Genomic DNA, 11,158 nt, shown 5'->3' with positions numbered 1-11,158 from the left:
CGTGTCAGACGCGCGCCTGATTATCGAATCCGACGATCCCCATGGACCGGACCGTCTTGTAGGTCAGCCATGCGGTTTCGTTCGTGGTGGCCGAGGCGGCCAGGAACCCGGTGGTCGTCCAGCGATTGACCGGCACCCCGGCCTCGTTGACCTGCAACAGGTTCGCGTCGCGGTCGTCCTTCAGCGCGCGGGCGATCTTGTCCAGCGCATCGTCCCAGGAAATGTCCTGAAACTCGGACGCGCCGGCGGCGCGGTAACGCGGGCGGGTCAGGCGGCTTTCGGACTTGACGAAATCCTTCAGCGCCGCGCCCTTGGGACACAGCGTGCCGCGGTTCGTCGGGTGGTCCGCATCGCCTTCGATGTGGATCAGGTCGGCTTTCTCGCCGGCGTTCACATCGCCCTTGGAATACATGATGATCCCGCAGGCGACCGAGCAATAGGTGCAGGTGTTGCGCGCCTCGGTCGTCGTGGTCAGCTTGAAGGCGCGCACATGCGCCGCCTCGGCCGCCTCTGCCTCGCCGAAGCCCATGGCCCCAAGCGAGGTTGCCGCAACGCCCGCACCCGCCAGCCTCAGAAAGCTGCGGCGTGTCAGGTCGATATTCATGGAACCCTCCACTTTGCCTGTCCAACAGATAGGTACATCATGATGTTGCAAAGCATCCGCCGACAAGTCAAGCGAAACAGGCCCCTGCGGACCACCTGCGATTGCAGCCCGCCGTCACCCAAACCGGGCTGGCAACGATCCGGCGCGGATGTCGCGCCGTCTTGACCTTGCGCGCGCGCCGCGCTTTCACTGCGCCGCGCAGGAGAGGCCGATGAAAGACGACACAGATATCCGTATCGCGACCGAAGACCCGCTGTCCGCCGATCTGGACCTGATCTTTCAGCGCCACGTGGCCGACATGCATGCCGACACGCCGCCCGAATCGATCCACATGATGCCGCGCGACACCCTGCGCGCGCCGCAGATCGACTTTTTCGTGCTGCGGGTCGCCGGACGCGCGGTCGCCATGGGCGCGCTGAAACGATGGGGCCAGCGGCAGGGAGAGCTGAAATCCATGCATGTGCTGACCGAATATCGCGGCCGCGGCCTGTCGCGCGCGGTGCTGAGGCACATGATCGACCATGCGCGCGATGCGGGACTGTCGCGACTGTCGCTGGAAACCGGCGCGCAGGACAGCTTTGCCGCCGCCCGCGCCCTGTATGCCCGCGCAGGCTTTGTGGAATGCCTGCCCTTCGGCGATTACGGGCCCGATCCCAACAGCATCTTCATGACCCTGACCCTGCCGGACGACACCGCCTGAAAACCCCGCACGGCCGCGCCAACCGGCTTGCGCAACCGCGCCGGATCACGCAGAAAGCGCCCACAGCGCGGCCCCGTAGCTCAACTGGACAGAGCAGGCGACTTCTAATCGCCAGGTTGAGGGTTCGAGTCCTTCCGGGGTCGCCACGTTCCGCCGCCGGGCCGGCCTGCCGCACCCGTCAGTGTCCGCCAGCAGCGCGGTTTGCCCGCCTAATCGGGATGGCTGGGTGCCTTGCCCGAGGGGGCGACATAGGGGCGGGTCACGTCGCGCAGTTCAATGTTGATGCATTCGACCTCGGCCGCAAGCGTGCCGTCCCCGGCAAATTCCAGCGACAGGCGTCCGGTGCCGTCCTTGCCGGGCGTCCAGGTCAGGGCCAGCAGTTCCAGCACGATGTCCTCGTCCCGGTCGATGCCGTCGCTTTGCATCCGCAGCACGTCGTTCACGATCAGCAGCGACCGCACCCGCTCGAACTCGCGCCCGGCGGCGCGGGCCTGATCGGCGTCCTCCCACCGAAAACGGTTGATCAGCAGCGCCAGACGCCGCGCGCCGGCATCGAAGCCGATTTCCGACGCAGGCAGGATCGCGTCCTGCGACAGGGCCGAGATGATCTTCAGATCGTCCTCGTCCACGGCCATCAGCGCCAGCGGACGGGCATCCGCATCGGCAAAGCGCGCGTCTTTCGTCATCCTCTACTCCTCTTTCACGCGCTCGATCTGCGCACCGACACCGCGCAGCTTGCGCACGACATGCTCATAACCCCGGTCCAGATGATAGACCCGGCTCAGCGTGGTCTGCCCTTCGGCGGCCATCCCGGCAAGGATCAGGCTGACCGAGGCGCGCAGATCGGTCGCCATGACCGGCGCCCCGCGCAGCCTGTCCACCCCGGTGACGGTGGCGTGTCCGCCGTGAACCTCGATCTGCGCGCCCATCCGCATCAGTTCGGGCGCGTGCATGAACCGGTTCTCGAAGATCGTCTCTTCCAGCACGCTGGTGCCTTCGGCCAGGCACATCAGCGCCATGAACTGGGCCTGAAGATCGGTCGGAAAGCCGGGATAGGGCTCGGTCGTGACATCGACGGCGTGCACGCGGCCATTGGCCCGCGACACCTTGACCCCGCGCGGCGTGTCCTGAACGCTGATGCCGGCCTCTTCCAGCTTTTCGCAGAACGCCGGCAGCAGATCCATCCGCCCGCCCAGACACTCGACCTCGCCGCCGCAGATGGCGGGCGCCAGCATGTATGTGCCCAGCTCGATCCGGTCGGTCACCACGGGATGGGTGGCACCCTGCAACGTCTCGACCCCCTCGACCGTGATCGTGCGCGTGCCCTCGCCCTCGATCTGGGCACCCATCGCGCGCAGGCAGCGGGCCAGATCGACGATCTCGGGCTCGCGCGCGGCGTTCTGCAACACCGTGGTCCCGCGGGCCAGCGTGGCCGCCATCAGCGCGTTTTCGGTCGCGCCGACCGAGACCAGCGGAAAATCGACCACCGCGCCTTTCAGCCCGCCAAGCGGCGCCTTGGCGTGGACATAGCCGTCGCGCAGGTCAAGTTCCGCGCCCATCGCCTCCAACGCCTTCAGATGCAGGTCCACGGGGCGCGCGCCGATGGCGCAACCGCCGGGCAGGGACACGATGGCGCGCCCGTCGCGCGCCAGCATCGGCCCCAGCACCAGGATCGAGGCGCGCATCTTGCGCACGATGTCGTAATCGGCCCGGTGACTGGTCAGATCGTGGCTGGACAGCGCCAGGACCTGACCGTCCTGAAGGCTGGCAACCTCGGCGCCAAGGCTTTGCAGCAGCTCGGTCATGGTGCGGATATCCGACAGGCGCGGCGCGTTCGTCAGCGTCAGCGGCTGATCGGTCAGCAGGGTCGCGGGCATCAGGGCAAGGCAGGCGTTCTTCGCCCCCGCGATCGGGATCTCGCCCTTCAGCGGCCCGTTCCCCTGAACGATAATCTGGTCCATCTAGCTGTCGTCCTTGCCTGTCCTGTCGTCCGGTCGGTCGTCGCCCGATGCGTCGTCTGCGGCCGCGTCCTGCGCCGCGCGCGCCCGGGCCTGCGCCTTGCGCCGTTGTAGATTGGCACGCAACGCCGCGCGCAGCCTGTCCTCGCGCGCCGAGGCGGCCTTGTCCTGCCCGTCCTTGTCCCGCGCGTCCCGGTCCCGACCTTTCATGCCGCACTGTTAGCGTCAGGGCCGGCGACAGTCCAGCAATGCCCGCACATCGCGGCCGCCCGGACGCCACGAAAACTTGGCCCCACCCCCTTGCGCGTTCATCGGCCATTGTCTAAACGCCCGTCACACGATGCTGCGGTAGCTCAGTGGTAGAGCACTCCCTTGGTAAGGGAGAGGTCGAGAGTTCAATCCTCTCTCGCAGCACCATCTAACCTATTGATTTGTCAAAAAGCCCTTGCATTGCAGGGGCTTTGGTCATTCTGATGTTACAAATTTCGTTACAAACGAGTGTGTGACATGGCAGGCGCAACCCGATACCTTCTCAACCGCGACGGCAGATTCTTCGCCCGGCTGGTCGTGCCGAAAGACCTTCGCCGGATCGTCGGCAAGACCGAACTTCGCCATCCGCTAGGCCCTGATCGGCGCACGGCGATGAAGCACTTGCCCGGTGCCGTCGCGGTCCTGCAACACGAATTGGCGCTGGCCGAGCGCAAGGCCGCGTCACAGGGCGCTATGGTGGCGCAGGTGGGCCGTTACCCCCTCACGCCCGACCAGATCGCCGCCAGCCACTACCGGCAGCGAATCGCGATGGACGAGGCGCTTCGGAACGATCCGCGCTGGCCGAGCCTGTCGATAGACGACCAGCATGTTGCCGACCTTCGCGCCGCCATCGCCGGCACCCTTGACGACCAGCGCCTTGCCGTCCTTGTCGGTGAGCAGGTCGAGCGGTTCCGGCAGACCGGCAACCATACGGCAGCGCCGGCCACCGACGAATGGCGCATGATCGCCCGCGCCATCGCTGTTGGTGAACTAGAGGCGCTTGCGCGCACCGTGGAGCGCGACGAAGGCAACTTCGCCGGCAAGCCCGAGCATCCGCTTATCGCCAACGCAGCGCCGCCTGACGACCAGCCAGACCCGGTGCCGATCAAGGCGCTGTTCAAGGACTACATCGCCACGCGGCAAGCCTTGGGCAAGCACAAGGACGGCGCGCGAGGATGGGAAGCTGCGATCCTGCATCTGGTCAAATTCCTGGGTCATTCCGACGCGCGCCAGATCACGAAACGGAACTTGCTGGACTGGCGCGACAAGCTGCTGGTCGAAGGCAAATCGCCCAAGACCATCGCGAACAAGTATCTTGCCAGCGTCCGCGCCCTGCTGCGGTGGGCGTTCGAGAACGACCGCCTGCCCACCAATGAGGCAGAGGCCGTTCGGCAACCCGTCGCGAAGGCGCAGCGCACCCGCGAACGCGGCTACACCACACCCGAGGCCGTCGCGGTCCTGAAATTCTCGACCAGCTACACACCCAAAGAGGCAGACAACCCGGCCAACCGCGAGAGCGCCCACATCACGGCTGCGAAACGCTGGTTGCCGATCCTCTGCGCCTTCACCGGCGCGCGTGTCGCTGAAATGGCGCAGCTACGGAAAGAGGACGTTCGACAAGAGGGCGACCGATGGGTGGTCAGGATCACGCCCGACGCTGGCAGCGTCAAGGCGGGCGGCTATCGCGACGTTCCGCTACACCGGCAGGTGGTCGCATTGGGCTTTGCCGACTTCATCCGTTCGGCATCTGCCGGCCCGCTGTTTCATGGCGGCAAGAAGCCGGAGAGATACCTTGCATCGGCGCGCGTGACCGCCGGTCGCGTATCGCAATGGCTTCAAGAGGCTGATCTTGTGCCGGAAGGGGTGCAGCCGTCGCATGGCTGGCGGCACAGATTCAAGTCGCTGACGCGGGAACTGGGGTTGTCGGATCGGATCGCAGACGCGATCCAAGGCCACGCGGGCAAGACGGCATCGGATGACTACGGCGACGTTTCGGTGGTGGCGAAGGCCCGCGTCATTGACGCGCTGCCCGACTACAAGCTGCCCTGACGGAACACATTCGGCTTGCACAAATCCTGCATGTGTGGCATATTTGCCACAGTAGTTTGTAGCGAGTATCCGAGTGTCCATCCTGTCGCGCCTTGGCCGAGCCTTCGGCCAAGGCCAGCCCATCGAAGAAAAATCACTGGCCCTGCCCGACGACCGGCTGCTTGGGCTGTTCGGTGTCGCGCCCGTCGCATCCGGCGTCAGCGTCAGCGCCACAACCGCGATGCGCGTCCCTGCTGTTCGCCGCGCCGTTTCCCTCATTGCCGAATCCGTCGCCACGCTGCCCTTCAAGGTCTATCGCCAAGAGGACCGCGAGGCCGCGAAGGATCACCCGGCCTTCGCGCTGGTTCACGATCACGCCAATGACTGGACAAGCGCAGAGGCGTTTCGCGAACAACTGACCGCCGACGCCTTGCTGCGGGGCCACGGCTTCGCGCAGGTCGCCCGCAATGCAGACGGACGCCCGGTCTTCATGCTGCGCATGGACCCCGGCGCGGTCAGCATCGAGCATGACGACTTCGGCGAACCGTCCTACCGCATCCGGCTGAAAGATGGCGGGGAACACGTCCTGCCGTTTCAGGACGTGCTGCACATTCAGGCCCTTGGAGGCGTCAGCCCGATCACCTTGGCGAAAGAGGCCATCGGGCTTGCCATCGCCGCCGAGGCGCACATGGCGGGTTTCTTCGCCAATGGCGGCAGACCTTCTGGTGTGATCCAGCACCCGAACAAGCTGGACGCGGAAGGCGCAAAGAAGATCGCTTCAAGCTGGTTCCGGTCGCATGGCGGGGATCAGGCCGGTTCGACCGCGATCCTGGATGAAGGTATGACCTTCCACGAGATCGCGATGAAGCTGGCCGACGCGGAATTTTCCGAGGTCCGGCGCGAACAAATCCGCGAGATCGCGCGGGCGTTCGGCGTCCCGCCCGCATCGCTGTTCGAGATGAGCCGCGCCACCTGGAGCAACTACGAACAGGCGCAGCGTGAATTCCTGACCGGCACCCTTCGCCCGTGGATTGCCCGATGGCAGGCGGCTTACAGCCGTTGCCTGCTGAGGCCCGAGGAACGCGCCACCCGCTACATCGAGTGTAACGTGGACGACATGCTGTCGGTCGATCACGCGGCCCGTGCGGCTGCGTTCGGGCAGTATCGCAGCATGGGTGCCATGACCGCCAATGAGGTCCGCGCCCGCATGAACATGCCGCCCATCGAAGGTGGCGACAGCCTGGACAACCCCTACACCAGCACCGGGACGACCGCCCCGGCCAATCCCGCACTGGATGATGACGCATGAATATCACCCACCGGGCTTTCTTCGGCGATGGCGAACGCGACTTCCTGCTGTCCGATCCGATGATCGCCGAACTGGAAACCAAGACCAGCACCGGGATCGGCGCGCTGTTCGTTCGCCTGTCCCGCAGCGACTTCCGGCTGGTCGATCTGGTCGAGATCATCCGGCTTGGCCTGATCGGCGCGAACACCGATCCGCAAGAGGCTTCCCGGCTGGTCGAGACCTACGCCAAGAACCGGCCCATCGGGGAAATCCTGCCGCTGGCGCTGGACGTTATCACGGCCCGATGGATGGGCGCTGACGAGGTGCAGACCAATGACTGACTTTATCGAGGTCAAAGCCCAGCTAACCGCCACCGACGCAGGCGAGATCACCGGAACGGCTTGGCCATTTTCTGGACCCGACCGCGTGGGCGACGTGATCGAGAAGGGCGCGTTCGACCAGCCCGCCAGCCTGCCGATGCTGTTCGCCCATGACCAAGGGCAGGTGATCGGCGTCTGGAACGAGATCGCGGAGACCGACACCGGCCTGACCGTCAAGGGCAAGCTGCTGGTCGATGACGTGGAGCGCGCCCGCGAGGTCCGCGCCATGATCCGCGCCGGTGCCGTCAGCGGGTTGAGCATCGGCTTTGTCACCAAGGAGGCCACCCGCAACCCCAAGGGCCGCAGCATCGCCAAGCTGGCCCTGCATGAAATCTCTGTTGTCGCGGTGCCATGCCACCCCGGCGCACAGATCACGTCCCTGAAATCGCAATCCACATCACAGGAGAATATCACCGTGGAGAACGAAGAACTGGCCCCCAAGGCCGAGACCACCCCGGCCAATGACGCGCCGGTTTTCGATCAGAAGAAGCTGGACGCGGTGCTGTCGCGCCTGGACAAGCTGGAAGCCAAGGGCAACCGCCCCGGCGCACCGGCCATCGTGCAGGGCGACGTGGAGCGCAAGAGCTTCATCAACTACCTGTCCACCGGCAGCGCGGAAAGCAAGGCCCTGACCACGGCCAGCGACACCGCGAACCATGTCCTGGCCCCCGAGGATGTCAGCGCCGAATTCCTTCGCAATCTGGTGGAATTCAGCCCGATCCGCGCCATCGCCGATGTGCGCAGCACGACCAGCGCCAGCGTGGTCTTGCCCAAGCGCACCGCGATCACCAACGCCGCGTGGGTCGGCGAGACCGCCGCGCGCACCGGCAGCGAACCGACCTTCGATCAGGCCGAGATCGCGGTGAAGGAACTGGCAACCTATGTCGATCTGTCGCTTCAACTGGCGGAAGACAGCGACAACGTGCTGCCGGAAGTCACCCTCGCGCTGGCAGAGGACTTCGGCCAGAAGGAGGCGCTTTCGTTCGTTCACGGCAACACCGCGCTGGAACCTTCGGGCTTCATGGCGAACGCGGAGATCGAGACCGTCGATAACGGCCACACCGCCGCGCTGTCGCCGGATGCGCTGATCGCCCTGATGTATGCGCTTCCCACGACCTATCGCAATGCCGGCACGTGGGTGATGAACGGCCAGACCCTTGCCGCCATCCGCAGCATGAAGACCAGCGACGGCAACTATATCTGGCAGCCCAGCTATCAGGCCGGCCAGCCCGAGACGATCCTTGGTCGCCCGGTGGTCGAAGCCGTGGACATGCCCGACATTGCCGCCGATGCCGAGCCGGTGATCTTCGGCGACTTCAAGCGTGGGTATCGGATCTATGACCGGCTGGCGCTGGCGATGATGGCCGACCCCTACAGCGTTCGCGTCAATGGCCTGATGCGCTACCACGCCCGCCGCCGCGTCGGTGCCGCCGTTGTGCGCGCCGCTGCGTTCCGCAAGCTGGCGATGGCCGTCTAAGCCCATGTCGGTGCAGCCCGCATATGAGATCGACCTTGAGCATGGCGGACGAACCGTCACCCTCAGGGCATCGCTGCGGGCTGCGACCACGCTGGAGAACATGCCCGGCGGGATCGCTGGCGCATACGAGGGGTTGCTGACGCAATCCCTCACGACCATCCGCACGGTGATCCTCGCCGCCGCTGCGGATCGGCAAGAAGCCCGAACCCTTCTTGCCGCCATCGCCGGCAAGCCCCTGTCGCGTTTCGTCCCTGACGCGCAGGCGGCTTGTCTGGCGATCTTAGCCGCCCTGATCCAAGCAGGTGAAGACAGCGCCGACGAAGCGCCGAGCCAAGGCGGTGACGAGGGGGCTGCAATGCCCATGCGCGAGTATTTCGCGCAACTGTTCCAGTATGCGACCGGCTGGCTGGGATGGACGCCGACAGAGACGTGGGCGGCTTCACCCGCCGAGATCGAGACGGCGTTCCGCGCCCATATCGACCGGCTGGTGAAGCTGACCCCCGGCGCGACCGGCACCGCCGAGACCACCACCAAGACCGACCGGGACACCTACACGCCCGAACGCCTGCGCCAGATCGAGGAGCAGGGCCACGACCCGGCATTTGACCGCGAAGGGCTGCGCCGGCTGAAAGCGCAACAGCATGGCTAATTCGCGCCCGCCACGCCTGATGGGTTGCTGCGGCCAGATCGTTCCGGCGGGCCAGCAATGCGCCTGCCAGATCGCTGCGGCCCGCGCCCGCAAGGCCAAGCACGACAGGAACAGGCCCACGGCATCGCAGCGCGGATACGGCGTGGAATGGCGCAAGCTGCGGGCCGAATTCATGCGCCTGCACCCGTTCTGCGCATTCTGCGGAAACCCCGGCGAGGTGGTCGATCACATCGTTCCCCACAAGGGCCGCAAGGCGCTGCTGCTGTCGTGGTCGAACCTGCAAACCTTGTGCGCCCGTTGCCACAACAGCGCCAAACAGCGCCAGGAGCGGGCCGAGGCCAAGGCCGATGTTTGAACGCGAACCCGCCACCGACCCGCGCCAGCGCTTATGGCAGGTCGTCCTGCTGACCGCCATCGAGGATGCGCTGATCGGCCCATCCGGCGAATTCGAGGCGCACAACAAGGTGCGCGTTTGCGCAGAGGCCCGCAGCTACCTGACGACCCCCAGCAAAGACCTGTCCGAGGTCTGCGCCCTTGCCGGGATCGACGCGCAGGCACTTGTTGACCGGATGCGTGTGAAGATCGCCCAGGCACCCACGCCCGAAGACCTGATCGCCGGCACCAAGATGAACCGCCAGACCTTCAGCAAGGCAGCGTCCGACGACAAGCCCAAGCGCATCCCGTTCCCCGACCGGCAATTCACGATCAACGGCACCACGCGCACCGCATCCGAATGGTGCCAGCGCACGGGCGTTGATCTTCAACTAGCGCACAACCGCCTCAACCGCGGCTGGGCAACGGATCGCGCCTTCCTGCTGACACGGCAAGAGGCCAAGCAGCATGCAGCCGCAGAGGCCCGCGCGTCCTACAACATCGTAATGTCCCGCAAGAGCGCCGCCAGCCGCAAGCGCCGCCCATCAGCATCGACAACCACCTATGAACACGACGGCGAGCGCCTGACCCTGCTGGAATGGTCGGAGCGCACCGGCATCGCCAAGCAGACCATCGCCAAGCGCCTGCGTTCCGGCTGGACCTTCGCCGCCGCCATCACCACGCCACCAATCAGGCGCGGGCACGGTTAGGAAATCAAGTAACAATAGTATCTTGTATCTCTTTCGGCAATTCAATCATACATGCCGCCGCCAGTCTTTCGCCCCAATCAGTCGCGTGAATGTTAAATTTCGGCAAGCGTCCGGTAGCCCGCTCAATAGGGTATTCTTTCCATCGGTCGCGCAGCTTGCCCGGCTTCTGTAATTCTTCTAATATTCTTCCGATTATATGTTCTGGTCTCTCTCTCGATATCGATGTGCTGAACGCTGCTAAACGACTAGCAGTGGCCTTGTCCGGGCCGTAAGTCACCACACCTAGCCTGATAAGATTATCAAGAGACGCGCTCAATTGTTCGGGGCTAATTTGATCCAGTGCATTGTTAAAATATAAACATGCTGGCTGTATTCTATCGAATAACTTCTTTCTGCCCTCATTGCTGACCGTTGCTGTCTTCTCATGCCACCTATCATCAAAGCTCTGAATGGATGGAGATGTCTTTGGAGCATATTCTTCTACTAAAGAAAGCATCTTTTTGCTATTAATCAGCAAAGTAAAAACGAGAGCATCAACTTCACTTAACAGGTTGATAGTGCCAGTAAAAGATCGATCTGCTGTTAAATTCGTATTCGGATTTAGAGCAGATGCAATTAAACCCGACCATAGATCTGATAAAGCTGGCTGATCCACGTCGGAGATACCTTCAAGGACGGGACCAATCTCACGATTGGGGAGCGGTAACGCATCTTCGGTTGAAATACCTTGTTCAATTAGCCTCGCGCGTGTTCGGTTGGCTATTCGCCGACGATTGTTGAATCTGAACGCGCTGACTTGATCTCTGAGCACTCCAATAACATCGCCGACTAATCCGCCTGCCTCTTCGGCACTACCACCAAACGCCTTGAGCATTAAGTCAGCGGTTGCTTTATCGATAGCCCCGCCCGGAATATTGACGTTTACCTTGATTGGATTTTCGGTCATATTCACCTCTGTTTAG

At 64.0% G+C, this 11,158-nt stretch carries 13 protein-coding genes and 2 tRNA genes; 10 read left to right on the top strand and 5 right to left on the bottom strand.

Annotated features, from left to right (window positions below; translation table 11 throughout):
- Positions 1-4: 4 nt before the first annotated feature.
- Positions 5-604, bottom strand: coding sequence for a twin-arginine translocation signal domain-containing protein (locus JHW45_RS17985; RefSeq protein WP_473087548.1), 600 nt, complete (start codon positions 602-604; stop codon positions 5-7).
- 211 nt (positions 605-815) lie between these two features.
- Here JHW45_RS17985 and JHW45_RS10820 point away from each other — a divergent pair, with 211 nt between their 5' ends.
- Both JHW45_RS10820 and JHW45_RS10815 read left to right on the top strand, forming a co-directional pair.
- A complete protein-coding gene (locus JHW45_RS10820) occupies positions 816-1,304 on the top strand; it encodes a GNAT family N-acetyltransferase (RefSeq protein ID WP_272857709.1) in 489 nt (162 codons plus the stop codon).
- Positions 1,305-1,373: 69 nt separating this feature from the next.
- Positions 1,374-1,450, top strand: a tRNA-Arg gene (locus JHW45_RS10815).
- A gap of 63 nt (positions 1,451-1,513) precedes the next feature.
- On the opposite strand, the gene JHW45_RS10810 is transcribed toward JHW45_RS10815, so the two are convergent.
- The 3 genes from JHW45_RS10810 to JHW45_RS10800 are packed head-to-tail and all read right to left on the bottom strand — an operon-like array spanning position 1,514 to position 3,472.
- Positions 1,514-1,990 carry a DUF2948 family protein gene (locus JHW45_RS10810; protein ID WP_272857708.1) on the bottom strand — a complete coding sequence of 159 codons (477 nt, stop codon included), beginning with the start codon at positions 1,988-1,990 and terminating at the stop codon, positions 1,514-1,516.
- Positions 1,991-1,993: 3 nt separating this feature from the next.
- Positions 1,994-3,265: a UDP-N-acetylglucosamine 1-carboxyvinyltransferase gene (gene murA / locus JHW45_RS10805; RefSeq protein WP_272857707.1), complete on the bottom strand. Its 1,272-nt coding sequence runs from the start codon at positions 3,263-3,265 to the stop codon at positions 1,994-1,996.
- A complete protein-coding gene (locus JHW45_RS10800; protein WP_272857706.1) occupies positions 3,266-3,472 on the bottom strand; it encodes a hypothetical protein in 207 nt (68 codons plus the stop codon).
- A gap of 132 nt (positions 3,473-3,604) precedes the next feature.
- On the opposite strand from JHW45_RS10800, the gene JHW45_RS10795 reads away from it, so the two are divergent.
- The 8 genes from JHW45_RS10795 (at position 3,605) to JHW45_RS10760 (ending at position 10,196) form a co-directional block, all read left to right on the top strand.
- Positions 3,605-3,679, top strand: a tRNA-Thr gene (locus JHW45_RS10795).
- A gap of 90 nt (positions 3,680-3,769) precedes the next feature.
- Positions 3,770-5,341 carry an integrase gene (locus JHW45_RS10790; RefSeq protein WP_272857705.1) on the top strand — a complete coding sequence of 524 codons (1,572 nt, stop codon included), beginning with the start codon at positions 3,770-3,772 and terminating at the stop codon, positions 5,339-5,341.
- 73 nt (positions 5,342-5,414) lie between these two features.
- On the top strand, positions 5,415-6,629 hold the full coding sequence (locus JHW45_RS10785; protein WP_272857704.1) for a phage portal protein: 1,215 nt from the start codon (positions 5,415-5,417) through the stop codon (positions 6,627-6,629).
- A complete protein-coding gene (locus JHW45_RS10780; RefSeq protein ID WP_272857703.1) occupies positions 6,626-6,949 on the top strand; it encodes a gene transfer agent family protein in 324 nt (107 codons plus the stop codon). Before JHW45_RS10785 ends, JHW45_RS10780 begins: the two co-directional genes overlap by 4 nt.
- Positions 6,942-8,465, top strand: coding sequence for a phage major capsid protein (locus JHW45_RS10775; protein ID WP_272857702.1), 1,524 nt, complete (start codon positions 6,942-6,944; stop codon positions 8,463-8,465). Before JHW45_RS10780 ends, JHW45_RS10775 begins: the two co-directional genes overlap by 8 nt.
- Positions 8,466-8,469: 4 nt before the next feature.
- A complete protein-coding gene (locus JHW45_RS10770; protein ID WP_272857701.1) occupies positions 8,470-9,114 on the top strand; it encodes a hypothetical protein in 645 nt (214 codons plus the stop codon).
- On the top strand, positions 9,107-9,469 hold the full coding sequence (locus JHW45_RS10765; RefSeq protein ID WP_272857700.1) for an HNH endonuclease: 363 nt from the start codon (positions 9,107-9,109) through the stop codon (positions 9,467-9,469). Before JHW45_RS10770 ends, JHW45_RS10765 begins: the two co-directional genes overlap by 8 nt.
- On the top strand, positions 9,462-10,196 hold the full coding sequence (locus tag JHW45_RS10760) for a hypothetical protein (protein ID WP_272857699.1): 735 nt from the start codon (positions 9,462-9,464) through the stop codon (positions 10,194-10,196). The genes JHW45_RS10765 and JHW45_RS10760 overlap by 8 nt, the downstream gene beginning before the upstream one ends.
- A 4-nt stretch (positions 10,197-10,200) precedes the next feature.
- Here JHW45_RS10760 and JHW45_RS10755 read toward each other — a convergent pair whose 3' ends face one another.
- Positions 10,201-11,142 (bottom strand): Abi-alpha family protein, encoded by a 942-nt coding sequence (locus JHW45_RS10755; RefSeq protein WP_272857698.1) that lies wholly within the window; start codon positions 11,140-11,142, stop codon positions 10,201-10,203.
- Between the last annotated feature and the right edge of the window lie 16 nt (positions 11,143-11,158).

Source organism: Paracoccus stylophorae (assembly GCF_028553765.1).
Classification (GTDB): Bacteria; Pseudomonadota; Alphaproteobacteria; order Rhodobacterales; family Rhodobacteraceae; genus Paracoccus; species Paracoccus stylophorae.
The sequence above is the reverse complement of the archived record's forward strand: the minus strand, read 5'-3'. Positions and strand labels throughout refer to the sequence as shown.